The organism is Pseudomonas sp. BN411, from assembly GCF_029871235.1.
GTDB lineage: Bacteria > Pseudomonadota > Gammaproteobacteria > Pseudomonadales > Pseudomonadaceae > Metapseudomonas.
Map to the genome: position 1 here is coordinate 115,361 of NZ_SSOM01000083.1, position 25,788 is coordinate 141,148.

Annotated in this window: 24 protein-coding genes, 1 tRNA gene and 2 pseudogenes; 5 read left to right on the plus strand and 22 right to left on the minus strand. The window is 63.7% G+C overall.

Going from position 1 to position 25,788, the window contains the following annotated elements:
• Positions 1–95 precede the first annotated feature (95 nt).
• From E8F06_RS26160 to gspE, 10 genes are all read right to left on the minus strand, one after another.
• A tRNA-Val gene (locus E8F06_RS26160) sits at positions 96–171 on the minus strand.
• 147 nt (positions 172–318) lie between these two features.
• The gene (locus tag E8F06_RS26165; protein WP_280372147.1) at positions 319–837 is read right to left on the minus strand and encodes a type II secretion system protein M; all 519 of its coding nucleotides are present in this window, start codon (positions 835–837) and stop codon (positions 319–321) included.
• 2 nt (positions 838–839) lie between these two features.
• The gene (gene gspL, locus E8F06_RS26170; RefSeq protein ID WP_280372148.1) at positions 840–1,982 is read right to left on the minus strand and encodes a type II secretion system protein GspL; all 1,143 of its coding nucleotides are present in this window, start codon (positions 1,980–1,982) and stop codon (positions 840–842) included.
• Positions 1,979–2,950, minus strand: a complete 972-nt coding sequence (gspK, locus tag E8F06_RS26175; protein WP_280372149.1) for a type II secretion system minor pseudopilin GspK — start codon at positions 2,948–2,950, stop codon at positions 1,979–1,981. Before gspK ends, gspL begins: the two co-directional genes overlap by 4 nt.
• The gene (gene gspJ, locus E8F06_RS26180) at positions 2,947–3,693 is read right to left on the minus strand and encodes a type II secretion system minor pseudopilin GspJ (RefSeq protein WP_280372150.1); all 747 of its coding nucleotides are present in this window, start codon (positions 3,691–3,693) and stop codon (positions 2,947–2,949) included. Before gspJ ends, gspK begins: the two co-directional genes overlap by 4 nt.
• On the minus strand, positions 3,690–4,082 hold the full coding sequence (gene gspI / locus E8F06_RS26185) for a type II secretion system minor pseudopilin GspI (RefSeq protein ID WP_280372151.1): 393 nt from the start codon (positions 4,080–4,082) through the stop codon (positions 3,690–3,692). The genes gspJ and gspI overlap by 4 nt, the downstream gene beginning before the upstream one ends.
• Positions 4,079–4,666, minus strand: coding sequence for a type II secretion system minor pseudopilin GspH (gene gspH, locus E8F06_RS26190; RefSeq protein WP_280372152.1), 588 nt, complete (start codon positions 4,664–4,666; stop codon positions 4,079–4,081). Before gspH ends, gspI begins: the two co-directional genes overlap by 4 nt.
• Positions 4,666–5,097 carry a type II secretion system major pseudopilin GspG gene (gspG, locus tag E8F06_RS26195; protein WP_280372153.1) on the minus strand — a complete coding sequence of 144 codons (432 nt, stop codon included), beginning with the start codon at positions 5,095–5,097 and terminating at the stop codon, positions 4,666–4,668. The genes gspH and gspG overlap by 1 nt, the downstream gene beginning before the upstream one ends.
• A gap of 4 nt (positions 5,098–5,101) precedes the next feature.
• Positions 5,102–6,316: a GspF family T2SS innner membrane protein variant XcpS gene (gene xcpS, locus E8F06_RS26200; protein ID WP_280372154.1), complete on the minus strand. Its 1,215-nt coding sequence runs from the start codon at positions 6,314–6,316 to the stop codon at positions 5,102–5,104.
• Positions 6,317–7,804, minus strand: a complete 1,488-nt coding sequence (gene gspE / locus E8F06_RS26205) for a type II secretion system ATPase GspE (RefSeq protein ID WP_280372155.1) — start codon at positions 7,802–7,804, stop codon at positions 6,317–6,319.
• 265 nt (positions 7,805–8,069) lie between these two features.
• Between gspE and E8F06_RS26210 the strand changes: the two genes are divergently transcribed.
• Together E8F06_RS26210 and gspD are read left to right on the plus strand one after the other, a co-directional pair.
• Complete coding sequence (locus E8F06_RS26210) at positions 8,070–8,714, plus strand: type II secretion system protein N (protein WP_280372156.1); 645 nt, start codon at positions 8,070–8,072, stop codon at positions 8,712–8,714.
• A gap of 4 nt (positions 8,715–8,718) precedes the next feature.
• Positions 8,719–10,677: a type II secretion system secretin GspD gene (gspD, locus tag E8F06_RS26215; protein WP_280372157.1), complete on the plus strand. Its 1,959-nt coding sequence runs from the start codon at positions 8,719–8,721 to the stop codon at positions 10,675–10,677.
• 103 nt (positions 10,678–10,780) lie between these two features.
• On the opposite strand, the gene E8F06_RS26220 is transcribed toward gspD, so the two are convergent.
• From E8F06_RS26220 to truA, 10 genes are all read right to left on the minus strand, one after another.
• Positions 10,781–11,545, minus strand: coding sequence for an SDR family oxidoreductase (locus E8F06_RS26220; protein ID WP_280372169.1), 765 nt, complete (start codon positions 11,543–11,545; stop codon positions 10,781–10,783).
• An 11-nt stretch (positions 11,546–11,556) separates the two neighbouring features.
• Positions 11,557–12,768 carry an O-succinylhomoserine sulfhydrylase gene (locus tag E8F06_RS26225; protein ID WP_280372158.1) on the minus strand — a complete coding sequence of 404 codons (1,212 nt, stop codon included), beginning with the start codon at positions 12,766–12,768 and terminating at the stop codon, positions 11,557–11,559.
• Positions 12,769–12,846: 78 nt separating this feature from the next.
• On the minus strand, positions 12,847–14,352 hold the full coding sequence (purF, locus tag E8F06_RS26230; RefSeq protein ID WP_151132842.1) for an amidophosphoribosyltransferase: 1,506 nt from the start codon (positions 14,350–14,352) through the stop codon (positions 12,847–12,849).
• Positions 14,353–14,441: 89 nt separating this feature from the next.
• The gene (locus E8F06_RS26235) at positions 14,442–14,954 is read right to left on the minus strand and encodes a CvpA family protein (protein ID WP_028631332.1); all 513 of its coding nucleotides are present in this window, start codon (positions 14,952–14,954) and stop codon (positions 14,442–14,444) included.
• Positions 14,955–15,049: 95 nt separating this feature from the next.
• Positions 15,050–15,724, minus strand: coding sequence for an SPOR domain-containing protein (locus E8F06_RS26240; RefSeq protein WP_280372159.1), 675 nt, complete (start codon positions 15,722–15,724; stop codon positions 15,050–15,052).
• Positions 15,725–15,729: 5 nt separating this feature from the next.
• Positions 15,730–17,016, minus strand: a complete 1,287-nt coding sequence (gene folC / locus E8F06_RS26245) for a bifunctional tetrahydrofolate synthase/dihydrofolate synthase (protein WP_280372160.1) — start codon at positions 17,014–17,016, stop codon at positions 15,730–15,732.
• On the minus strand, positions 17,013–17,885 hold the full coding sequence (gene accD, locus E8F06_RS26250) for an acetyl-CoA carboxylase, carboxyltransferase subunit beta (protein WP_271471629.1): 873 nt from the start codon (positions 17,883–17,885) through the stop codon (positions 17,013–17,015). Before accD ends, folC begins: the two co-directional genes overlap by 4 nt.
• A 37-nt stretch (positions 17,886–17,922) precedes the next feature.
• Entirely contained in the window at positions 17,923–18,186 is a 264-nt protein-coding gene (locus E8F06_RS26255; RefSeq protein ID WP_280372161.1) for a hypothetical protein, read from the minus strand.
• Position 18,187: 1 nt separating this feature from the next.
• Positions 18,188–18,805: a phosphoribosylanthranilate isomerase gene (locus E8F06_RS26260; protein ID WP_280372162.1), complete on the minus strand. Its 618-nt coding sequence runs from the start codon at positions 18,803–18,805 to the stop codon at positions 18,188–18,190.
• Between the two features lie 56 nt (positions 18,806–18,861).
• Positions 18,862–19,719 carry a tRNA pseudouridine(38-40) synthase TruA gene (truA, locus tag E8F06_RS26265; RefSeq protein ID WP_280372163.1) on the minus strand — a complete coding sequence of 286 codons (858 nt, stop codon included), beginning with the start codon at positions 19,717–19,719 and terminating at the stop codon, positions 18,862–18,864.
• 465 nt (positions 19,720–20,184) lie between these two features.
• Between truA and E8F06_RS26270 the strand changes: the two genes are divergently transcribed.
• Positions 20,185–21,210, plus strand: coding sequence for an acyltransferase (locus E8F06_RS26270; protein WP_280372164.1), 1,026 nt, complete (start codon positions 20,185–20,187; stop codon positions 21,208–21,210).
• Here the strand turns inward: E8F06_RS26270 and E8F06_RS26275 are convergent.
• Positions 21,203–22,378: pseudogene (locus E8F06_RS26275) on the minus strand (IS3 family transposase). The gene E8F06_RS26270 and the pseudogene E8F06_RS26275 overlap by 8 nt on opposite strands.
• 560 nt (positions 22,379–22,938) lie before the next feature.
• Here E8F06_RS26275 and E8F06_RS26280 point away from each other — a divergent pair.
• Both E8F06_RS26280 and E8F06_RS26285 read left to right on the plus strand, forming a co-directional pair.
• Entirely contained in the window at positions 22,939–23,145 is a 207-nt protein-coding gene (locus tag E8F06_RS26280; RefSeq protein WP_280372170.1) for a DUF4224 domain-containing protein, read from the plus strand.
• 2 nt (positions 23,146–23,147) lie between these two features.
• Positions 23,148–24,188: pseudogene (locus E8F06_RS26285) on the plus strand (tyrosine-type recombinase/integrase).
• Between the two features lie 130 nt (positions 24,189–24,318).
• Here E8F06_RS26285 and E8F06_RS26290 read toward each other — a convergent pair.
• The coding region (locus E8F06_RS26290; protein ID WP_280372165.1) for a FimV/HubP family polar landmark protein at positions 24,319–25,788 on the minus strand (1,470 nt) is incomplete at its 5' end.

Sequence of the window (25,788 nt, forward strand, 5' to 3'; positions counted from 1 at the left end):
TCGAACCCGCGACCCCCGGCGTGACAGGCCGGTATTCTAACCGACTGAACTACCGCTGCGCGTCGGCCGGACTTTCGTCCGAATCTCACAAGGAATGGTGGGTGATGACGGGATCGAACCGCCGACCCTCTGCTTGTAAGGCAGATGCTCTCCCGGCTGAGCTAATCACCCATCGCCTTGCGAGGCGCGCAATTTACGCAGAGGGCTTCGCTAAGTCAACACCCTGTATGGATTTTTTCTCTTGGCGCGTCCCATGCCCCTTTTCCCGGCGCCGCAATGCGCCCCATGACAGTGCGCATGCACGAAGTCGGGGCGCAGTCAGCTCCCCACCTTCAGCGATACCCGTGCGGTGACACGGCCATCTTCATTGCGGTCCAGTCCGGCTTCATCGATGCGAACCCCCTGCCCTTCCAGTACGCCGAACCAACGCAGGAGGCTGGGAAACGCCGCCGGCTGCAGGTTCACCTGCACCGCGCCGGGCGCATCGCTGTCGACACGCTCGACGCCCAGGCCCTGTTCGGCGGCGGTGGCGGTCACCAGCCCTTGCAGCCGCTCCGGGTCCACCTGGCTCTGGGGCTGGCTCTGAACTGATCGCGCCTCGGGAGCACGCTGCTGCAGATAGGCATGCAGGCCGCGCTGGGCCTCGAAGTGCTCGCGGGCACTGGCCAGACGGCGCTCGGCCGGCAACCAGAGCAACAGGTAGAGCAGGACCAGGCCAAGGAAAATGCCGAGTCCCAGCAACGCCGCACGATCCCTGGCCGGCATCGCACGCCAGCGAACAGCGAGGGAAGAAGCCTGCCACCGCGTCTGCAAAGGCGCCTTGATTGCATCGAGCATCTTCATCCTCCTATCACCAGGCGCGCGCTGACGCCGCTTTCGTCGCGGCTGGCCGAGCCCATCTGTACGGAAAGCCCGCTGCCGATCAGGCGCTCGCGCAGGCGTTCCAGGGCATCGAAGCCCGGCGCCTGTACCTGCAACGCGAGGTCGCCACGTGTCTCACTGAAATCCAGTTGCTGCACCCGCACCTGAGCACCTTCGGTGATCAGCGCCTGGGCCGCCTGGCCGAGCAGTGCCAGCAGACGGCCCTGCCCCGAAGCGGAGCCCTCGGCCAGGTGCTGATCGAACTGGGCCCGCAGATTCACCAGCTTGCTGTCCTGGGGAAACAACTCGCGGTAGAGGGTTTCGTTGGCAGCCGCGTAGGTATCGCCCTGACGCTGCAGTTGCCAGGCCTGGACCAGGTTGAAGCCCCACTGCAGCACCAGCCACAAGCCCGCCAGCCCCAGCAGCGGCTTCCAGCGCGACCAGCGCTGGCGTTCTTCCTTCAGGGTGAATTCGCCCTGGGCCAGATCGCTGCCCTTCTGCGCCGCCAGCCAGCCATAGGCGTCGTCTTCATCGCGCCACTCATCCACGCCGTCCAGTACCTGGCGAGCGGCGGGTGCGTGGCCGCTGCGAGGCGTAGCGCAGGCGTCCTTCAGGACGGGCCAGTCGAGTTCCGCGAAACCGAGCCGGGTGCCACCTTCACCGCCCAGCAGCCAGCGCTGTTCCAGCCAGAGCAACTGGGTGCCCTGTTCCGGCAGCAGGTCGGCATCGACATGGATGGCAGCAGGCGCTGGGCCGAGCTTGCCGGCCAGGTCCATCCAGCCCGCCAGCCAGGTTCGGCGCACCGCGAACACCCGGTGCCGACCATCTGCCAACGCCCCGCCCAGCCCGAGGTGGAAGCTTTCCACTTCCTCGGCGAGCAGTTCCTCCACTGCAAAAGGCAATGCCTGACGCAACCAACGCCCCTTCTGGGTAGGCAGGCGGACCGCGCAACAGGTCACCGCCTCCACCGGCAGGATCAGGCGCCAAGGCGGCGCCACCTCTTCCAGAGCCCTGGCGAATGGCAGGCGACGGCCTGTGCCTCCTTGCCAGAGCAGCACTTCCAGTTCGGCGTCCAGCTGGGTGCAGGCGGCCACCGGGAGGAAGATGCAAGCCTGTGTCATGACTGCGGCTCCTTGACGGGCGCCGGCGGCAATCCGCCCTGCCCGAGATCGCGAGAGAGAACCCGTACCTTGCCGTCGCTACCGCGCTGCAGGGTACTGACCAGAACCTGGCGGCGACCGGCGAGGCGAACCTCGCTGATCACGTTGAAATATTGACTGCCCACCGCCAGCCCCTGCGCCTCTAGCCCCATCCCGGCCAGCGCCGGCTGGCCAAGGAAGGCATCCAGGCTGCGAAAGCCCGTGGTGCCCCGTGCCGCCATCAGCAATCCGCCGCTGTCGGCGTCCAGGTTGTCGGCCAGGGTGGACAGCACCAGCGCGCTGGCGGTGTTGACGTTAAGAGACGCATCCGACGGCAGAGCGGTGACGAAAGGCAGCAGCTTGCGGTAGTCCAGCTCCGTCATGCCTAACACTAGGCGCAACTCGGACACATCGCTCATGGCGTGATTGGCCGCACGATACGGCGGCTGCAGCAGCAGGTATTGGTTGTCTTCGGCGCCATTGGGACCGTAGGGCTCCTGGTCGCGGTCGAGCCAGTCCACCAGCCGCTCGGTGTAGGGCGCCTCGATTCCCAGGCGCAGCAGCAGGCGGCGGAACTGGCGGATGCCCTGCTCATTGAGCTGGCCGTCCCGCACCAGGCTGTTGAGGTTGAAGCGACCGCTCGGATCTTCGATGCGCACGCTGAGCGAACCGCCGTCATCCAGCTTGAAAGTTGTGAGAGGCCGCGCCCAGGCCTCGCCCAGGTGATCCACCGGCGTCCGCGGATCACCCTGGCGCAGGTCACGCACGAGGATGGCTTTGGCCAGGGCCTCGCCGCCGAGGGCGTACTGGGCCACCTGGCGGGTGTGCAGTTCATTGCCGCTGGAACGGATGGACAGCTGAGTGCGGGCGATCAGGCCGGCGCAGACGACCGTGACCACCGCGACCACCAGCAGCACGGTGAGCAAGGCGACGCCTGCCTGGCGCTTCATTGCGACTGCTCCTGGCCGCCGCTTTGCTGGCCACTTTGCTGGCCACTTTGCTGACCACCCTGCTGGTTGCCCTGCGGGTTCTGCTGTTCCCCGTCCGGCTGGTTGCCCCCGGCCTGCGGTGGCTGCCTGGGCGGGGTTTCCACCAGGCGCAGTACCCGGCGCAGCTCACCATAGCGGCGGTGCTCCAGGGTCAGTTCCAGGGCGCGCGGCAGGCGATCCAGACGCTCGTCCTCCGGCAGGCCGGCCGGCGGCCAGCTGTCCTGCCAGTCGCCACTGTCGTCCATGTAGCGCAACTTCATGGAGGTAACCCCATCCAGCGCGTTCTGGACGCGCGGCAGGCTGTCCTGGGCCTGGTCCAGCACTGTCCAGTAGCGCCGCTCCAGGCGTTCGCCGGAGAGCTGCCAGCGCACCCTCTGCAAGCGCGAGCGCTGCATGCCGGTCGGGTTACGCCAGCCATTGCGGGTGAGCTCCAGGCTGTCGTTGTCACCTTCCTGTTCGCCAAGCAGCGCGGCGCGGGACTCGCCATAGGCATCGCGAACGGGGCGGGAAATCACCTGGCGGATGTCCCGCTCGAAAGCGGAAATCGCCCGGACCACTTCACGCAGTTGCTGCTCCTGCACGCGTGTCGCTTCGTCCGAATCGAGGACCGCGCCGAGCATGCGCCAAGTGCCAATCGCCAGCAGCGCGAAGATGGCGATGGCGATCAGCAGCTCCAGCAAGGTGAAACCCGCTGCGCGCCTCATGGCGTGCTCCCGATGAAGCCCACCAGGCGCACTGTGGCCCGGTCCTCCAGCTTGCCAACACCAGCGCCCCGGGTCGGACGCGGCGCTACCCAGAGGGTGACCCGACGCAGTGCCGGGTCACTGGTGCCTTCGACTTCGCTTTGCCACTCCCAGCGTCGTCCGCCGTAATCCAGTTCGCCCTTGTCCTTGCCGTTGGAGGGCGGCGTCTCGCGCAACTGGAGCTCGGTCAGGCGGTTGTCGGCGATCCACATCGCCAGGGTCTTGTCTTCCAGGCGTGAAGCGATCTGCAGGCTGCGCGCACTGGCAGTCAGGACGCTGGCGGCAACCACCGCGAAAATGGCCAGCGCCACCAGCACCTCGATCAGGGTGAACGCGCGGCTGCTTCTCATCCGGCGCGCCCCTTTCCGCCCAGGGCCTCTACACGGGGCAGGCGGAATCCATCGCTGGAAAGCTGCAGGCGCAGACCATCCCTGCGCCGCTCACCCATTTCCATGCGGAAGGGGCTGATCTCGCCACTGGAAAGGATGATCAGTTGCGGCACCGGCGGGGCCTTCTTCGCATCCTTGGCCTGCTTCTCTGCCTTGGCCGGGGTCGGAAGCACCAGCGGCTCGCCATCCAGCTCGATGGTCAGTTCGGCCCACTCCGGCAACTGGCGGGCACCGTCGGACATCGGCTGCCAGCGGGCGCTGGTTTCGTCGTAGTAGAAGACCTGGTAACTGTCTCGCTCCACGCGGACACCGTACTCGCGGTTATCCAGCACGGCCTCGTCGGCGAGCACGCCGATCAGCCCAGCGAGACGATCGGCTTCATTGGTGAGTTCACGAGTGGGGCCGGCGACGCCGGCGCTGATCACGGCCAGGCCGGCCATGCAGGCCATGACGACCATCACCACCAGGATTTCGATCAGGGTGAAACCCGCGGACGCCAAGGCACCGGACATCCGGCCGGAGCCGCCCTGCCGCCCGCTTCTCATCAGTTGTCCCAGTTGGCAATGTCGGCGTCGTTGTCGCTACCGCCTTCCTTGCCATCGGCCCCCAGCGAATAGAGGTCGTAAGCGCCTTTGCTGCCCGGCGCCAGGTACTGGTACGGGTTGCCCCACGGGTCGACCGGCAGCTTCTTCAGGTAGCCGTCCTTGCTCCAGTTCTTCGCCGGCGGGTTGCCGGACGGCCGGCTCACCAGGGCCTCCAGGCCCTGCTGGGTGCTGGGATAGGCGAAGTTGTCCAGCTTGTACATGTCCAGGGCGGCGCCGATGGCCTTGATGTCACCCTTGGCCACCGTGACCTTGGCCTGATCGGGACGATTCATCACCTGCGGCACCACCAGAGCGGCGAGGATGCCGAGGATGACCACCACGACCATGATTTCGATGAGCGTAAAGCCCGACTGACTACGGCGCAGATTCACGCGATTACCCCACGAGTTGGTTGAGAGAAAGGATAGGCAGCAGGATGGCGAGGACGATCATCAGCACCACCGCCCCCATGACCACCAGCATGAACGGTTCGAAAAGTCCGACCAGCAAAGCGATGCTGGCGGCCAGGTCGTTTTCCTGATTACGCGCGGTGCGGGCGAGCATCTGGTCGAGTTCGCCGGAACGCTCGCCACTGGCGATCATGTGCAACATCATCGGCGGAAACTGCCCACTGCCTTCCAGGGCGCGGGTCAGGCTGCCGCCTTCACGGACTTTCTGTGCCGCCACCACCACATGCGCACGGATAACCCGGTTGGAAATCACTTCGGCTCCGATGCCAAGGGCCTCCACCAGCGGCACGCCGCTGCGGGTGAGGATCGCCAGGGTGGAGGCGAAGCGCGCTGTATCGGTGGCGCGCACCAGTCGTCCCACCAATGGAATGCGCAATATCAGGGCATGCCAGCGCTGGCGCACATTCGGATCGCGCAACGCCCAGCGCGCGCCTACGAATGCCGCAATCAGCACCAGGAGCATCAGCCAGCCCCAGTGCTTGACCAGGTCACTGAGGGCGATCAGGCCGCGGGTGAGCAGAGGCAGGGTCTGCCCCGAGTCGATGAACACCTTGACCACGTCAGGCACGACGAAACCCAGCAGGAAGGCGACGATCCCCAGCGACGCGCACATCAGGATCACCGGATAGAGCAGCGCCAGCTGGATCTTCTGGCGCGACTGCTGACGTTGCTCGGTGTAGTCGGCCAGTTGCTCCAGCACGGGCCCCAGGTGACCGGCGTGCTCACCGGCCGCCACCGTGGCGCGATAAAGCTCGGGGAAGGCCGAGGGGAATTCCCGCAGGCTGCTGGCCAGGCTGTGGCCCTCCAGCACCCGTGCGCGCACCGCCAGCAGCATCGACTGGATGCGTGAACTGGCGGATTGCGCAGCCGCTGCGCGCAGCGCCTCCTCAATGGGCAGCGCCGCCTGCACCAGGGTCGCGAGCTGCCGCGTCACCAGCGCCAGGTCACGGGCGGACAGGCCCCGCGCCAGGCTGAAGCGGCCCCGCTCGGCCTGCTCGCGAACGCGGGTGGCGCGCACTTCCAGGGGTGCCAGTTGGCGCTCGCGCAACAGCTGGCGTACCTGGCGGGCGCTGTCCGCCTCTAGCACGCCCTTCTGCTGGCGGCCTTTGGCGTCGAGCGCGAGGTATTCGAATGCGGCCATTTACTCTTCCTGGGTGACCCGCAGCACTTCTTCCACCGTGGTGATGCCCTCCAACACCTTGCGCCGGCCGTCCTCGCGGATGCTCAGGCTGGATTGCCGCGCATGGCGGATCATTTCCTGTTCGGAGGCGACGCTGTGGATCAGGCTGCGCATATGATCGTCGAACACCACCAGTTCGTAGATGCCGGTCCGCCCCCGATAGCCCTGTTGGTGGCATTCGGCGCATCCGCGGGCGCGATGCAGGAGCGGCGCGCTGTCCACCTCCACGTTGAGCAACTGGCATTCGGCGGCGTCCGGCTGATAGGCCTCCTTGCAATGGGGGCAGAGCACCCGCACCAGGCGCTGGGCCAGCACGCCCAGCAGGGACGAGGACAGCAGGAAGGGCTCGACGCCCATGTCCACCAGGCGGGTGATGGCGCCGATGGCACTGTTGGTGTGCAGGGTGGAAAGCACCAGGTGACCGGTCAGCGAGGCCTGCACAGCGATCTCGGCGGTTTCCTGGTCACGGATTTCGCCCACCATCACCACGTCCGGGTCCTGGCGAAGGATGGCGCGCAGGCCACGGGCGAAGGTCATGTCCACCTTGGGGTTGACCTGGGTCTGGCCGATGCCCTCGATGTGGTATTCGATCGGGTCTTCGACGGTGAGGATATTGCGTGTGCGGTCGTTGAGGGTGACCAGGCTGGCGTACAGGGTGGTGGTCTTGCCCGAGCCGGTGGGGCCGGTGACCAGCAGGATGCCGTGGGGGCGACGAACCGTGTCTTCCAACTGGTCACGATCACGCTCGTTCATACCCAGGTGCTGCAGGGTCAGGCGCCCGGCCTGCTTGTCCAGCAGACGCAGCACCACGCGCTCGCCATTGGCCGACGGCAGCGTGGATACGCGGATGTCCACTTCACGTCCGGCCACCCGCAGGGAAATACGGCCGTCCTGGGGAATGCGCTTCTCGGCGATATCCAGCCGCGCCATCACCTTGATCCGCGAGACCAGCAAGGCCGCCAGTTCGCGCTTGGGCTCCAGCACCTCGCGGAGAATGCCGTCGACGCGGAAACGCACCACCAGGCGCTTCTCGAAGGTTTCCAGGTGGATGTCCGAGGCGTTCTCCTTGATCGCCTCACCGAGGATGGCGTTGATCAGGCGGATGATCGGCGCGTCGTCTTCCTGCTCCAGCAAGTCCTCGGTTTCCGGAATCTGCTCGGCCAGGGCGGCGAGGTCCAGGCTGCCGCCCAGGTCCTCCGCCAGCTGCATGGCAGCGGAGGAATCATGCTGGTAGGCCAGGGCCAGGGCCTGCTCGAAGGCATCGCCGCTGAGGGGTTTCAACGGCAGGCTGCGCCCGGCGAAACGCCGCGCCTCGGCCAGGGCCACCAGCTCGACGCCGGGACGATGGGCAAGGCAAGGCTCCACTCCATCCAGCAACAGCACGCCGTGCCGCTTGGCAAAGCCGAATGGGAGCCGCCGCAGCGGGGCTTCAGCGAGTGGTGGGTTCATCCGTGGGCGCCTGTTTCAGATAGGTCCAAAAGAAAGTATTGCAGCGCAATCTGACGATTGTGCGCCGCTGCTGTCCGATTCTTATGATTCGTGTGAACAAAGCCACCTAAAGCCGTAAAAATTCACAGATATCTTTAGCACAGCGACCGCGTCGCAACATCATCTGTACGGCCGAGCATTGCCCTTGAAGGCGCTGCTATGATCAAAGCAGTTCTGCCAAAACATAAAATCAGAAGAACGATACAGCCTTAGGAGTTGGACCCACTTGCAAGTCCCGGATTCCGCACACTGGCTGCAACGCCATGCGCCAGCCCTCGTCGGTGCATTGCTGGTCCTGGCCATGGGGGCCAGCTTCGCCTGGCAGACCCGGGAATGGTTGCGCGTGGTCCAGGCTCCCGCCCGCGCGCCGGAGCAACAGGGCACGCAACTGGCCACCGCCCAGCCCCTGCAGAACCTCGAGCCTTTGTTCGGTCCCGCCCCGAAAGCCCAGCCAAGCGGCCCGCCGCCCACCACCAACCTGCGCCTGACCCTGCTCGGCAGCTTCGTTCACGAGGGGCCGGACAAGTCCACGGCCATCATCCAGTTCGAAGGCGGCAAACCACGCCGCTTCACCGCCGGCGACGAGATCACCAGTGGCGTCAAGCTGCACACGGTCTATCGAACCCATGTCGAAATCGAACGTAACGGGCGCCTGGAAAGTCTCAGCTTCCCCGAACCACGCTCACGCTTCACCGCCGTCGGTGCCACCCCGGACGATTCGTCCGCCACGGTGATCGACGAACTCAACGGCCTGCAGGAAGACAACGCCGCCGAATTGCGCGAGCGCATGGAGAAACTGCGCCAACAGATGGAAGACCCGGAGAACACCGCCTCCGAACCTTCCGCCGAACCGCCCCAGGATAGCGAATGACACGATGACCCCGACTTTCTCGCGCCTCACGCTCGCCCTGATCGCCGCCGGGATGCTGGCCGCGCCCCTGCCCCTGCTCGCCGCCCAGCCAACCACCGCGCCGGACAGTTCGCAGCAACAGCAGGACGCCTGGACCATCAACCTCAAGGACGCCGACATCCGCGAATTCATCGACCAGATCGCCGACATCACCGGCGAGACTTTCATCGTCGACCCGCGGGTAAAGGGCCAGGTCAGCGTGGTGTCGAAAACGCCACTGGGGATCAACGAGGTCTATCAGCTGTTCCTCTCGGTGATGGCCACCCACGGCTTCACCGTGGTCGCCCAGGACGGCCAGGCGCGGATCATTCCCAATGCCGAAGCCAAGGCCGAAGCCAACAGCACCCGTCCTGGCGCCGAAAGCCTGGAAACCCGCGTGATCCAGGTGCAACACACCCCGGTGACCGAACTCATCCCGCTGATTCGACCGCTGGTCCCCCAGTACGGCCACCTTGCCGCGGTGACCTCGACCAACGCCCTGATCATCAGCGACCGCGCCGCCAACATCGCCCGCATCGAAGACCTGATGCGCCAGCTCGACCAGAAGGGTGACCACGACTACACCGTCCTCAACCTCAAGTACGCCTGGGTGATGGACGCCGCCGAGGTGCTCAACGCGTCACTGAACCGCGGCCAGTCCAAGGGCACTTCCGGCACCCAGGTGATCGCCGATGGCCGCACCAACCGCCTGATCATCCTCGGCCCACCGTCGGCCCGGGCGAAACTGGCGGCCCTGGCGCAATCCCTGGACACGCCGACCTCGCGCTCGGCCAATACCCGCGTGATCCGGCTGCGCCACAACGATGCCAAGAGCCTGGCCGAAACCCTGGGCGAGATTTCCGAGGGTTTGAAGAACGGGGAAGGCAATGCCGAAGGCGGCGCCCCTGCCAACGGCGGCAAGTCGCAGAACATCCTGATCCGCGCCGACGAAAGCCTGAACGCCCTGGTGATGCTGGCCGAGCCGGATGTGGTCGCCGCCATGGAAGATATCGTCCGCCAGCTCGACGTGCCGCGCGCCCAGGTGATGGTGGAAGCGGCCATCGTGGAGATTTCCGGTGACATCACCGAAGCCCTCGGCGTGCAGTGGGCGGTGGACGCCCGCGGCGACACCGGCGGCCTGGGCGGGGTCAACTTCGGCAATACCGGGCTGTCGGTCGGCACCGTGCTCAACGCCATCCGCGATGACGAAATTCCCGACACCCTGCCAGACGGCGCCATCATCGGCATCGGTACCGACCATTTCGCGGCGCTGATCACCGCGCTCTCGGCGAACAACAAGAGCAACCTGCTCTCCACCCCGAGCCTGCTGACCCTGGACAACCAGAAGGCGGAGATCCTCGTGGGCCAGAACGTGCCCTTCCAGACCGGCACGTTCACCACCGACGCGTCCGGCGCCAACAACCCCTTCACCACCATCGAACGCCAGGACATCGGCGTGACCCTGAAGGTGACCCCGCACATCAACGAAGGCGCGACGTTGCGCCTGGAGATCGAGCAGGAAATCTCCTCCATTGCGCCAACTGCCTCCCTCACCGCCCAGGCGGTCGACCTGATCACCAACAAGCGCGCGATCAAGAGCACGATCCTCGCCGAAGACGGCCAGGTGATCGTACTGGGCGGCCTGATCCAGGACGACATCACCCAGACCGACTCCAAGGTGCCACTGCTGGGCGACATCCCCATCCTCGGCCGCTTGTTCCGCTCCACCAAGGACTCCCATGTGAAGCGCAACCTGATGGTCTTCCTGCGGCCCACCGTAGTACGGGACCGCGCCGGCCTCGCGGCCCTGTCCGGGAAGAAATACGACGACATCCGCATCGTCGGCGAACACGACACGGAAGGCCGCCCGGCCATCCTGCCGCGCAAGCCGGTGGAACTGTTCGACGGCAAGAAAACTCCGGCAATCGACCTGCGCAAACCCTGATCGAGCACGCCCTCGCCCGCCCCGCGATCGGCATTTCTAATTTTCCAGAAAAAAGGGCGGCGCACCTCACGGTGCCGCCGCCCTTCCCTCCCCCGACTGGAACTCAGTCGAGATAGATCATCTTGCGAGTCATTCCGCCGTCGACCATGAACTCCTGGCCGGTGACGAAGCTGGCGTTGTCCGACAGCAGCCAAGCCACCTGGGCGGCCACATCTTCTACCAGCCCCACGCGCCCCAGCGGATGCTGGTCGTGGTCCAGCTCGGTCAGCGGTGCGTCTTTACGGGCGGACGGGTCGCGGGCATCGATCCAGCCCGGCGTCACGGCGTTGACCCGGATCTCCGGTGCCAGGCTCATGGCCAGTGCGTGGGTCAGGGCCAGCAGTCCACCCTTGCTGGCGGCATAAGCCTCGCAATCGGGCTCGGACTGGTGGGCACGGGTGGAGGCGATGGTGACGATGGCGCCCTGGTGGGCCCGCAGATAGGGTGCACAGTGCTTGGCAAGCAGCATGGTGCCCGTCAGGTTGACCGCGAGCACGCGGTTCCAGCGAGCCAGTTCCAGGCTTTCCAGCGGCGGATTGTGCGGTTCGGCAATGGCGGCATTGCTGACCAGCGCATCGAGACGACCGAACTGCCCAAGCACCTCGGCCACCCCTACAGCCACCTGGCTTTCATGGGCTACATCCATGGCGACGAACCAGGCGTTCTCGCCCAGCGCCTTGGCCACTTTGGAGCCACGGGCGCGGTCGATATCAGCCAGTACCACCTGCCAGCCTTCGGCGATCAGCCAGGCCGCCACTCCCAGGCCGATACCACGTGCGGCACCAGTAACCAGGGCGACCTTGCCGTTGTTCGGCGCGGCCGCCTGCAGGCTCCAGTCGATCACAGTGCAGCGAGCCCGAGCTCCAGGTCAGCCTTGAGGTCGCCCACGTCTTCCAGGCCAATGGCCAGGCGGACCAGGCTGTCGCTGATGCCCGCATTGGCACGCTCCTGCGGCGACAGACGGCCGTGGGAGGTGGTGGCCGGATGGGCGATGGTGGTCTTGGTGTCACCCAGGTTGGTGGTGATGGAGATCATCCGGGTCGCATCGATGAAGCGCCAAGCCGCTTCCTTGCCGCCCTTGACCTCAAAGCTGACAACCGCGCCGAAGCCCTTCTGCTGGCGCTTGGCCAATTCGTGCTGCGGATGGCTTTCCAGCCCGGCGTAGTAGACGCGCTCGACACCAGGCTGCTGCTCCAGCCACCGGGCGATTTCGAGAGCGCTGGCGCAGTGGGCCTGCATGCGCACACGCAGCGTTTCCAGGCCCTTGATCATCACCCAGGCGTTGAAGGGGCTGAGGGTCGGGCCCGCAGTACGCAGGAATCCCACGACTTCCTTCATGTGCTCGGCACGGCCGGCGACCACGCCACCCATGGTGCGGCCCTGGCCGTCGATGTACTTGGTGGCCGAATGCATGACGATGTCGGCGCCCAGTTTCAGCGGCTGTTGCAGGGCCGGGGTGCAGAAGCAGTTGTCCACCACCAGCAGCGCGCCCTTCTCGTGGGCGATGTCGGCCAGGGCGGGAATGTCGACCAGCTCCGCCAGGGGGTTGGACGGCGACTCGACGAACAGCAGTTTGGTATTCGGCTTGATCGCCGCTTTCCAGCCGTCCAGATCGGACAGTGCCGGGTAGTCGACCTCGATGCCGAAGCGCTTGAGGTACTTCTCGAACAGGCTGATGGTGGAGCCGAACACGCTGCGGGACACCAGCACGTGGTCGCCACCACTGCACAGGCTCATGGCGATGGCAAGGATGGCGGACATGCCGGACGCGGTGGCCACGGCCTGCTCGGCCCCTTCCAGGGCGGCGATGCGCTCTTCGAAGGTCCGTACGGTCGGGTTGGTGTAGCGCGAATAGACGTTGCCGGGCACTTCGCCGGCAAAGCGCGCCGCGGCATCGGCGGCGGTGCGGAACACGTAGCTCGAGGTGAGGAACATGGCCTCGCCGTGTTCACCCTCGGGCGTACGGCGCTGGCCTGCACGCACGGCCAGGGTTTCGAAGGCCGCGCCTTCCAGGTCACTGTCCAGCCTTCCGGCTTCCCATTCCTTCGTCATGTTCCCACCTCTTCAAAAAAACGTAGCCCGGATGGAATCCGGGCTATCGACCTGTGGCGCGAGACTACGGCCTGCAGATCAGTTGTTGTACAGATCGATGATGGCGCTGACCGCGTGGGCCTTGGCTTTGGAGGCGTCGTTACGCGCCTGCTCGATCTTGTTCAGGTACTGCTCGTCGACATCGCCGGTGATGTACTTGCCATCGAACACAGCGCAGTCGAAATGGTCGATTTTCACCTTGCCGCCGCCTACTGCGTCGATCAGGTCCGGCAGGTCCTGGTAAACCAGCCAGTCGGCACCGATCAGCTCAGCCACCTCTTCAGTGGAGCGGTTGTGGGCGATCAGCTCATGGGCGCTGGGCATGTCGATGCCGTAGACGTTCGGGTAGCGCACCGCCGGAGCGGCCGAGCAGAAGTAGACATTCTTGGCGCCGGCTTCACGGGCCATCTGGATGATCTGCTTGCAGGTGGTACCGCGCACGATGGAGTCGTCCACCAGCATCACGTTCTTGCCGCGAAATTCCAGCTCGATGGCGTTGAGCTTCTGGCGTACCGACTTCTTGCGCGCGGCCTGGCCCGGCATGATGAAGGTGCGGCCGATGTAGCGGTTCTTCACGAAGCCCTCGCGGAACTTCACGCCCAGGTGGTTGGCCAGTTCCAGGGCTGCGGTACGGCTGGTATCCGGAATCGGGATCACCACGTCGATGTCGTGGTCAGGACGCTCGCGTTGGATCTTCTCGGCCAGCTTCTCGCCCATGCGCAGACGCGCCTTGTAGACGGAAATGCCGTCCATGATGGAATCCGGGCGCGCCAGGTAGACGTGCTCGAAGATGCAGGGGGAGTACTGCGGATCAGCCGCGCACTGGCGGGTGAACAGCTTGCCTTCCTCGGTAATGTAAACCGCTTCGCCCGGGGCCAGGTCACGGATCAGGGTGAAACCCAGTACGTCCAGGGCGACGCTCTCGGAGGCGATCATGTACTCGACGCCTTCGTCGGTGTGGCGCTGGCCGAAGACGATCGGACGGATGGCGTGGGGATCGCGGAAGCCGACGATGCCATAGCCGGTGATCATGGCCACCACGGCGTAACCGCCCTTGCAGCGTGCGTGCACACCGGAAACGGCGGCGAACACGTCTTCCTCGGTGGGCTGCAGCTTGCCGCGGTGGGCCAGCTCATGGGCGAACACGTTGAGCAGCACTTCCGAGTCGGAGTTGGTGTTCACGTGGCGCAGGTCGGATTCGTAGATTTCCTTGGCCAACTGCTCGACGTTGGTCAGGTTGCCGTTGTGCGCCAGGGTGATGCCGTAGGGCGAGTTCACGTAGAACGGCTGGGCTTCGGCGGAGCTGGAAGAGCCAGCGGTGGGATAGCGCACGTGGCCGATGCCCATGCTGCCGACCAGACGCTGCATATGGCGCTGCTGGAAGACGTCACGCACCAGGCCATTGTCCTTGCGCAGGAAGAGCCGGCCATCATGGCTGGTCACAATACCGGCAGCGTCCTGGCCGCGATGCTGAAGGACGGTAAGCGCGTCATACAGCGCCTGATTGACGTTCGACTTACCGACGATACCGACGATGCCACACATGTGACGCAACCCCTGCTAGTAGTTCAGGCTAATCAAGTACCCGTCCAGGCCGGTTGGGCATGGATGGGCATGCTTTCGGGTGCGACGCATCAGCTGGGTGAGCTGATACCGCTCGCGAGCCACTGACTGGTAAAGCCCAGAATGAGGTTCTTCGACCAATCGGCGACCATTAGAAAATGCGGCAACAGCGTGGATTGCTGCCACCAGGGATCTTGTTGCACCGGCGCCAGGCTGAGCAGGCCGACCAGCAGCACGACCAGCAGCGCACCACGGGCGGCGCCAAAGGCCATGCCCAGTACGCGGTCGGTGCCGTCCATGCCGGTGACCCTGACCAGCTCGCCGATCAGGAAATTGATCAAGGCGCCAACCAGGAGGGTGGCGACGAAAAGGATGGCGCATGCGGCGATGATGCGCGCCGAAGGCATTTCGATGAATTCGGTGAGGTGCAGCGACAGGGCGCCGCCGAAAGTCCAGGCCACTACACCTGCGACTATCCACGTCAGCAGCGAGAGAGCTTCCTTGACGAAACCCCGACTCAAACTGACCAGACTGGAAACGGCGATGATGGCGATGATCGTCCAATCGACCCAGGTGAATGCCACGATGCAGCCCACAAACTGAAAAGGCGCTGCATTTTAGCAGAGCCCTTTGACTCCGGTAACCCGCGGAACCGAAAGGGCTCGATTATCCCGATCTATCAGCCCTTTTCCGGCTGGAAACGAACGATGAAGCCGTTCAGCTTCTGCTGGCGGGCCAGTTGGTCACGCAGACGATTGGCCTCGGCCCGTTCGATGAGCGGTCCGACGAAGACGCGGTTCATGCCTTCGACGCTGCGGATATAGGCGTTGTAGCCCTGGGTCCGCAGGTTCTTCTGCAGGTTTTCGGCACTGGTGCGACTGGACAGGCTGGCAAGCTGGATCGACCAGCTGACCGGTAGTCCGTTGACGTCCAGGCGTTTCTCCTCGGCCTTCACCTCAGCCACGGGGGCGGCCGGAGCCGGTGCAGGCGCCTTGGCCTGTACCTGGGGCTGCGGTTGTGCCGGAGCGGGTACTGGAACTGCTGGCGCAGCGGGCTGGGCAGGAGCAGCAGGAGCAGACTGCTCGACCGGCGGCTCATTGGACGCCAGCGCATCTCCAGCGGGTTCCAGTGGCGGCACGGGTTCCTGGGGCAGTGCCTGGGGTTCCGGCACCTGGACCTGCTCGAGCTCGACCGGCGGCATTTCCGGCGCCTTCGGCATCGGCGGAGCCTCAACCACGACCTGGCGCAGCTCATCCTCGCGACTGAACAGCATCGGCAGGAAGATCACTGCCAGCGCCACCAGCACGAGCGCGCCGACGATTCGTTGCTTGAGTCCCTTGTCCAATACAGCCATTTCCCCTACTCCCCCGTTGCGAAGCTTTCCAGCCAGCTCAGCGCCTCAGCCACACTGTAGAACGATCCGAACACCAGGATCTCGTCGTCCGGTGTCGCCTGCTCGCACTGTGCGTCGAGTGCTGCGGCGATATTTTGGTGGACACTGACGCTTGCATGAAGGTTCGTCAATGCCGCCTGCAACTCGGACGCGGAGCGAGTGCGCGGCGTCGGCAACGGTGCCACCGCCCAGTTGGCCAGGCAGCCTTGCAGAGGGCGAAGTACCCCGGGGAGATCCTTGTCGGCAAGCAGGCCGAACACAGCCAATCGTCGACCGGCAACAGGGCGGGCGGTCAGGCGCGCGGCCAGGTATTCAGCCGCATGGGGGTTGTGCCCGACATCCAGCAGCAGGGAAACCCGCTTGCCGCGCCAATCAATGTGGCGGCGATCCAAACGCCCGGTGACCCGGGTGCCCAGGAGAGCAGCTTGCAAGGCATCCGGTTGCCAGGGCATGCCCAATAGCGCGTATGCCTGAAGCGCCAGGGCGGCGTTTTCCATGGGCAGGTCGAGTACGGGCAGGTCGTGCAATTCCAGTACCTGGCCGGAAGCGTTCACACCGCGCCAGTGCCAGTTCGCCTCGCCTTGCGCCAGGTCGAAGTCGCGACCGCGGAGGAACAAGGGTGCAGACAGAGCGTTCGCTTGCTCCAGCAACGGCTGCGGCGGGTCAAGGTCGCCACACAGGGCAGGTTTGCCAGCGCGGAAGATGCCAGCCTTCTCGAAGGCGACACTTTCCCGGGTATCGCCCAGCCAGTCGGCGTGATCCAGGCCAATGCTGGTCACCAGCGCCAGGTCGGCATCCACCAGATTCACCGCATCCAGGCGACCGCCCAGGCCCACTTCCAGCACCACGGCATCCAGGGCGGCATGCTGGAACAGCCAGAAGGCCGCCAGGGTGCCCATTTCGAAATAGGTGAGGGAGATTTCGCCGCGCGCCGCCTCGACAGCGGAAAAGGCGTCGCAGAGCGCCTGGTCGCTGGCGTCCTGGCCATTCAACTGGACACGCTCGTTGTAACGCAGGAGGTGCGGCGAGCTGTACACGCCGACCTTGAGCCCCTGGGCGCGCAACAGCGCGGCCAGGAAAGCACAGGTGGAACCCTTGCCGTTGGTGCCGGTGACCGTGATCACCTTCGGTGCCGGTCGGCTCAGGCCGAGCCGGCTGGCAACTTCGCGGCTGCGCTCCAGCCCCATGTCGATAGCCGTGGGGTGGAGCTGTTCAAGGTAGGAAAGCCAGTCGGCAAGGGTTCTCTGGGTCATGCGATAGCCGGGGAAGGAAGACGCGTCATCTGCGCCAGCAGCCGACCGAGGCGCTCACGCAGTTCCGCACGGGGAATGATCATGTCGATGGCGCCGTGCTCCAGCAGGAATTCGCTGCGCTGGAAGCCTTCCGGCAGTTTCTCGCGCACGGTCTGCTCGATCACGCGCGGACCGGCGAAGCCGATCAGTGCACGCGGCTCGCCGACGATCACGTCGCCGAGCATTGCCAGGCTGGCGGAAACGCCGCCGTAGACCGGGTCGGTCAGTACGGAGATGAACGGGATACCCTCTTCGCGCAGGCGAGCCAGTGCGGCGGAGGTCTTGGCCATCTGCATCAGGGAGATCAGAGCTTCCTGCATGCGGGCACCGCCGGACGCGGAGAAGCACACCAGCGGGCAGCGCTGCTCCAGGGCGACGTTGGCGGCACGCACGAAGCGCTCGCCGACGATGGCACCCATGGAACCGCCCATGAAGGAGAATTCGAAGGCGCAGGCCACGATCGGCATCTTGTGCAGGGTGCCACGCATGGCGATCAAGGCATCCTTCTCACCGGTGTCCTTCTGCGCGGCCGCCAGGCGGTCCTTGTACTTCTTGCTGTCGCGGAACTTCAGGCGATCCACCGGCTCCAGGTCGGCGCCGAGTTCTTCGCGGCCTTCCGGATCCAGGAAGATATCCAGACGGGTGCGTGCACCGATGCGCATGTGGTGGTTGCATTTCGGGCAGACGTCCAGCGTCTTTTCCAGCTCGGGCTTGTACAGCACCGCGTCGCAGGACGGGCACTTATGCCAGAGGCCTTCCGGGACCGAGCTCTTCTTCACCTCGGAACGCATGATCGAAGGGATCAGCTTGTCTACCAGCCAGTTGCTCATGCTCTAGTTCTCCACAGCTTTCAGGCCCGAACACGCGCTAGCGGTTCATAGCCCCGCGCATGCCCTTGAGCGAATTCATGGTTGCGATCCCGGCCCTGACGATCTGTCCGGGAATCACCCTGGCGATGGCCTTGCCATCGCCCTCGTAAAAAACAGGCCCAATCGACGCAGCCTTGCCACGCGACCCGGCAGGCTTCGCCTGCGTGGGCAACTCGCTTATGGACGGCAGCGAAACGCCGTCCGTCACATATGCAGGAGACGCGCCAGCAACCGAACACACGAAAGTTTCCGCGATCCGCATTTCAGCCACGTGCCTGTTGGATGAAGGCTTGAATCTTCACGGCATCCTTGATGCCCTTGCTGGCCTCGACGCCACCGCTCACATCCACAGCGTAAGGACGCACCTGGCGTACCGCGTCACCGACGTTCTCCGGGGTCAGCCCGCCCGCCAGGATCAGCGGCTTTGCCGCATCCCGGGGCACCAGACTCCAGTCGAAGGCCTCGCCGGTGCCACCGGGCGTGCCCGGAACATAGGTGTCAAGGAGGATTCCGGAGGCTGCGGGGTAGCGCGAAATCGCCGCGGCGACGTCGTCACCCGGCTTGACCCGCAACGCCTTGATGTAGGGACGGCCGTAACCTGCACAGTCTTCCGGGCCTTCATCGCCGTGGAACTGCAGCAGGTCCAGCGGAACGTCGGTCAGCAGTTGGGTCAACTCAGCGCGCGGCATGTCGACGAAGAGTCCGACAGTGGTCACGAAAGGCGGCAGCGCAGCGATGATGGCTCGCGCCTGGGCTGGCGTGACCGCGCGCGGGCTCTTGGCGTAGAACACAAAACCTATGGCATCCGCCCCGGCGGCGATAGCGGCCAGGGCGTCCTCGATTCGGGTGATACCGCAGATTTTGATGCGAACGGCTGACAAGATGCAGGCACCTGAAGGCTAAAGACCTGGGATGTTAGCAAAGGCCCGAGGCAGCGTCAGCCCGCGCAATCCGGCAGGCCGGAAAGAAAGTGCGGCCCCAGGTAACGCTCTGGAAGGTCGAACTGTTCCGGATACTCGACGCGGACCAGGTAGAGCCCATAAGGGTGAGCCGTCACCCCGCCCTCGCGGCGGATGCGCCCCTCCAGGACCTGCTTCGCCCATTCAACTGGTTGCTCGCCGGCCCCGATGGTCATCAGTACACCGGCGATATTGCGCACCATGTGGTGAAGGAAGGCGTTGGCACGGATATCGAGCACGATCAGGCGACCATGCTCGATCAGTTCCAGGTGATGCACCGTCTTGATAGGCGACTTGGCCTGGCACTGGCGGGCACGGAATGCACTGAAATCATGGGCGCCGACCAGGCAACGGGACGCCTCGCGCATGCGCTGAACATCCAGAGGGCGGTGATTCCAGGTCACTTCCTCGGCCATGTGCGCCGGGCGAATCTCGTCGTTGTAGATCACGTAACGATAACGCCGCGCCATGGCACTGAAACGGGCATCGAAGTTCAACGGCATCTGCCTGGCCCAGGTGACGCTAATGTCCGCCGGCAGGTTGGCATTGGCGCCCATGATCCAGGCGTGCTCTGACCTTGCCACGGGGGTGTCGAAATGCACCACCTGCCCGCAGGCATGCACCATGGCGTCGGTCCTGCCAGCGCAACTGAGGGTCACGGGAGCTCCGCCGGCCACGCGGGAGAGCGCCTTCTCCAGGGCGCCCTGGACGGACGGGACCCCGTCGATCTGACGCTGGAAGCCACGATAACGCGAGCCCTTGTATTCGACACCAAGGGCGATTCTGTAATTACCAACGGTAGCCGATTCGCCTGCCAGAGAGTCTTTATTAATCAACGAGTTATAGCCTTTTTGCTTCCACAACCGCGACGATTATACCGGGCTGGAAGCCCAGTGCCACGCGGGGCGCCGTTTTAGTTGCGGAAACGATTTAGAGGACATTTCTGCCATAGACGCTTCCTATATATAAGGAAGGGAAGCGCACCTTCCCATACCGCAGCAGTAGCGGTGCAATACCGCCCCAGCACCCGCCGTGGCTCGCTTCAAAGTCGCGACTTTCTAAAACGAAATGCTGAGATAGCGGCCCGGAGAGCCAGCCTTTCCGGGATGATTGGTGGGAGTATTGGACAGCCTTTCCCGCCCGCTCTGGGGCCCTATCTCCCCTCCTATACATTCCATCCCCTCGCCTCCCAAATCGTTTGGGTAAGCAGGCCTATATCACGCACTCGTTTCGTCATCCTGATTCCCTAGCCCGAAAGCCCTAAATGCGTTACGATGCGCAAAAATAATGCGAACTAAAAAATGCTAAATTCAATTCAAACACTTAGGGCAATTGCGGCATGGATAGTTGTACTCCACCACTACGTCCTGATATTCGGAAAAATCAACAGCAATTCACTCACCGCAATACTCGGAAAACACGGATCTATCGGGGTTGACATATTTTTCATCATCAGCGGAATTGTAATTTACTTATCGACCGCAGGAAAGAGCATCCGCCCTGGCGATTTTGCAATGCAGAGAATCGCTAGAGTTGTTCCGGCGTACTGGTTCTATACAGCGATTACCGCAGTAACGATAGTCACAATACCATCTGTAATGCCGCGACTCGGGTATGACCATACCTTTCTAGTTAAGAGCCTTCTGTTCATACCAAGCCAAAACCCCTCAGGACTGGGCCTCTACCCTATACTTTCAGTTGGCTGGACCTTGAACCTTGAAATGGTTTTCTACGCCATATTTTCTTTATCGCTCTTCCTACCTCGCAAGCTGCTTGTTCCGGCAATATTCCTAGGCGTTTCGGCTCTTCAGATCCTATCCGCCTCGCACTTCGGAGGCGGATGTTTCTATGCAAAGAAAGCCGTATACGAATTTCTATTCGGAATCGTGATCGCCATTATCTACCAGAGGGGATACCTAAACCATATTCCGGCACTTGCAGCAGCCTCTCTCATAGCACTCTCCATATACTATATTACAGAGCAAATTCCAGGCTCACACGACCCAATTACATATGGCCTACCCAGTGCGGCATTGGTTTGCGCAATACTTTCACAAGAAAGACTCTTCCATAAAACAAGGCTACTGAACAAGCTAGGCGATTGGTCTTATTCGACCTATCTTATTCATCCCATTGTTATCTTTTACGTCCTTTCCGGAAAAAAAATCGGACTATTCGGAGATGAAGTCGCGCTTCTCCTGGTTCTGGCAATTACACTCGCCGCCTCAATTGCGTCTCACATGTACTTAGAACTGCCAGCACAGAGAATGTACAAACGATGGGCTGTAGTTCGGGCGCGGGCGACACAGACTGAAATGGTCAGGTAAAACTGGATACTGGTTTAGGTCTATCCGGCCAGCGTCTCTCGCTCGACCGGTGTTTGGTGACAGTTGTAGCTGCGGGGTCGTCGGTGGCTGTAGAACTCCACTAGGTATCGCAGCCCATCGGCCTTCGGCCAAAGCTGCTGTGGCATAGCCCGAGGCGGGTATCCACTCCGACTTGAGGCTGCGGAAGAAGCGCTCCATCGGGGCGCTGTCCCAGCGATTGCCGCGGCGACTCATGCTCTGGCGGATTCGATGCCGCCAGAGCAGTTGCCGAAACCCCTGACTGCTGTAGTGGCTGCCCTAGTCGGAGTGAAACAGCACGCCGCCGGGGCAGCCACGAGCCTCATAGGCCACGCGCAAAGCACCTCCGGTGAGCTGCGAGTCTGGACGATCGGACATTGCCCAACCCACAATCCGCTGCGCATACAGGTCCATCACCGCGGCCAAGTAGATCCAGCGCCCGCCGACCCAGATGTACGTCACGTCACCGCACCACACCTGATTGGGACCGCTGGTGCGGAACTGTCGGTCCAGCTCGTTCGAGGCTTTGGCACCCTCGCCCTCCGCTGTGCGGTAACGGTGTCGACAACGTTGCGAGCTGAACAACTGGGCCTCCTTCATCAGACGGCTGGCCAGGAATCGTCCCACTGCCCAGCCTTCCTGGCGCAATGCCGCCGCGAGCGTTCGGGCGCCTGCCGAACGCCGACTCTGGACATGCAACTCCACCAAGCGCTGTCGCAGTCTGGCGTGCGGCTGATTACCTCGAGCCGCTGATTTACCGGCGGCATAGACACTGCTGCGATTGATGCCGAACAGCCGGAAAAGCTCTGCCCGTGGATAGTGCTCACCCAATGACTCGACTAAGCGCACTAATCGAGGGCGCCTGACATCAAGAGAGCGGTAGCCTCTTTTAGGATCTCTTTCTCCCGCTCCAGCCGCCGCACCTGGGCCTCCAGCTCCTGGATTCGCCGCTGCTCTGGCGTCATGGCCTTGCTGTGCTCAGGCGTCTTGCCATGGCGCTCCAGGGTCAGTTGTTCGACCCAGCGCCGCATGGCAGTTGGGCCTACCCCATCGCCTTGCAGGCTGCCGGTATGGAATAGCCTTGATCCAGCACCAGGCTGGCGGCCTCGAGATTGAACTCCGGACTGAATGATCTTCTGCTCATGAACACCTCTTGCTTGGGCGCAGCTTAACGCCCTATCGGGGTGTCCAGAATCATTAGGCCACTTCACAGGGATCCGGAGGGGCCAGCAGGGCGGGAAAACCGGCGCTTCGCCACCCGCGTCATTCCCCTAAATCCCCTCCTTTCCCCACCGATTGGTACGAAAGTGGTACAAGCCACTACTCACCGCCGGGCGTCCTGACTCGGTCAGAGGCCACCTCACACGCCCTCCCCGTTACTCTCCGCTCGTCGGCTTCGGCAGCATAGAATCGAGCAGTCTCTCCAATCCGGCCGAGCAGGTCGGCTCACATTCGGGCTTCACCTTCGGCTGCCTGGCTGAGCTGGGCAGTGATGGAATTGCCGCAGGCGCGGCTCCTTCGCTCAGCCTCGTCGAATCGCTGCTGCAGCCGCTGGAGAGCATCGCCAGCCCGAGCAGCATAAGCCCGAGCCAGTTCCAATTTCCGTTCTGCTTCATTCCCCACCTCATCTACCGCCTTCTGGCAGCGCTGTTCTTACGTTCGGGCCTGGGCGTCGGCGCGCCGGTCACGCTCCAACACTTCCAGCCGGTAATCGGCCAGTTCGCTGCGGGCGCCTACCGACTACCTTCACTGCAGATCAAGTGGCTCGCCAAGAACGGCTGGCAGTATGCCCTCACCCGAGCGCGCAGGCCCGTGGTCGGCCGCGTGTACGCCCAGCTCAAGCTGGCCGGTGTGAAACCCTCATCCACCAATGCCGTGGCTGAAGCCCGGTCATTGGACCTCTCCAAAGTGGGATAACCATGCGCCCGAAGAAACCAGCCAACCGAGACCTGCCGCCAAGGATGATCCGCCGGGTGCGCAGGCTGAAATCGGGCCAGGAGTGGGTCAGCTACTACTACGCCGGCTGCGATGAGGAAGGAAAGCGCAAGGAGATCCCGCTCGGTACGGACCCGGACGAGGCACGCGTGAAGTGGGTGCAGCTGGAACGGACCAAGGTGCCCGTCACCGCCAAGACGGTCGGGACCTGCTGCGGCGCTACGACCGCGACGTGATCCTGGGCAAGGGCGCGAAGCCGCAGAAGGACAACCGCAAGTGCCTGGTGCACCTGTACAAGACATTCGCGGGGGCGCCGCTGGAGGCGATCACGCCGCAGATCATCGCGCAGCACCGGGATGCCCGGACGGTTCCTGTGCGTGCCAACCGGGAAATCGCCCTGCTCTCGATGCGTTCAACATGGCTAGGGAATGGGGGATTTTCAGCAAGGAGAACCCGACGCGCGGCGTCAAGCGGAACAAGGAGGCGCTGCACGACGTGTATGTCCCCGACGAAGTGTGGCAGGCAGTGTACAGCGAGGCACCGCGTGACCTGCAGGTGGCAATGGACCTTGCCTACCTGACCGGCCAGCGGCCTTCGGATGTGCGCAAGATGCGCTGGTTGGAACTGACGGAGGATTTCCTTCTGGTCGGCCAGGGCAAGACCGCCATGAAGCTGCGCATCCGCCTCCACATCGACGGACTGCGCACCGGCCTGGGACGGCTGCTCGACGAGTTGGACCGATCGCGGCCGCACTTGATCACCACCAGCGAAGGCAAGCAGCTGACCGAGTCCATGCTGCGCCTGCGTTTCGAGCCGGCGCGCAAGCGGGCAGCGGTGAAGGCTCAGGAGAACGGCGAGACCTGGCCGAGGCGATCATGCAGTTCCAGTTCCGCGACATCCGCCCGAAGGCGGCCTCGGAAATCGTCAGTTTGGAGGAGGCTTCGGATCTGCTGGGCCACACCACCCAGGACATGACCAAGCGGGTTTACCGACGCGTCGGCAAGGTCGTGAACCCCGTGAAATAGCCACGGGGTTGCGGAAATGCCGGAAAGAGTTGCGGAAATGGTGATGGCGAAAGTGCCGGAATCAGCACATTTCTGAAACGCCAACGGCAGCCGATTCGGCTGCCGCTGCGGGTACTGCTTCTGTCATCTATCAGCTGAGTCGTGCGATCAGTTCGCGCGCTTCCTGTTGTTGGGTGTCATTACCTTCGGACATGACCTCGTCGAGGATATCGCGAGCACCTTCGGTGTCACCCATGTCGATATAGGCGCGAGCAAGATCCAGCTTGGTCGCGGTTTCATCGGTGCCGGAAAGGAAATCGAAGTCGTCTTCCTCGTCCAGCCCCAGGCCCAGGTCCGAAGTCTCGTCTTCCAGCACGGCAACCGGATCGGACTCCGGCGCCTTCTGCAGGCTGTCGGAGAGCTGGTCCAGTTCGGCAGTCACTTCGTCCAGTTGGGCGGCAAAGCTATCATTGTCGGCCACAGACTCGGCAACCGGCTCGTCGGGCAACGACAGATCGAAATCGGCCGGCAGGTCGAGCAGGCCAGCGCTGGCCTCTTCCACAGCCGGAGCAGCCGCTTCGACTGCCAGGGGCGCGTCGAGCTCGCTGTCCAGACTCAGCAGGAAGTCGTCTTCCTCAGCGATCGCAGGCTGAGCAGCCGGCTCCAGGTCGAGGCTGAAATCGGCCAGATCGTCACTGAGCTCAAGGCTCTCATCGCCAGTCAGCAGTTGGTCGCCACCACCGATGTCCAGATCGAAATCCAGGTCGGATTCGGCCTTGGCCGGTGCGACCGGCGCATCGAACTCCAGGTCATCCAGGCTCAGTTCATTGACCGGTGCAGCCGCGGGCTGAATGGCAGCCGGCTTCTCTTCCACCAGGTCAAGATCCAGGTCGGAACCCAGGTCGTCCAGGCTCAGGTCGAACGCGTCATCCAGGTCCGAGCCGGAAGCCGCCGGAGCATTGTTCGGTGCATCGTCCAGGGTCAGGTCGTCGAGGCTGAAGCTGTCGAGGTCATCGGCCGCCGCCAAGCTAGCTGCAGCAGTCGCGGCAACGGCAACAGCCGCCATGGCCGGGTACTTGCCTTTCAATTGCTCGATGTCATTGCCAGCACCGCCGATTTCACGGAGCTCGCTCTCCTGGCGCGCGAAGCCTTCGCGATCACCCAGTTCGGCGTGGACTTCCATCAGTTTCAGGCGGAGGTCGCTGCGATGGGGCTCTTCGTTGATGGCGCCCTGCAGCAGTTCGGCAGCCTGGTTGAAGCGGCCGTAGGCGATGTAGATGTCGGCCTCGCTGATCACGTCGCCGGTCTGCGAGGTGACGCGCTCCTCGGTACGCGGAGCGACTTCAGGCTCGTCGGCCACGGCGGCATCCAGTTCAGGGCTGGAGAACGCATCGAAGCTGTCGTCCTTCAGGTCGAGATCACTGTCGAAGGTGTTCTCGTCATCCTGTGCGGCCAGGTTGTTCTGCAGCTCGGCCTCTTTCAGCGCGTTGCGGCGCGACAGAACCATCAGCAGCACCAGCAGGGCTACCAGGGCGCTACCGCCCGCCATCAGCAGAAGCATCGGATTGGCCAGCACGTCGTCGATGATGCTGGACTGCGGCGGTTCGATCACCGGCGCGGC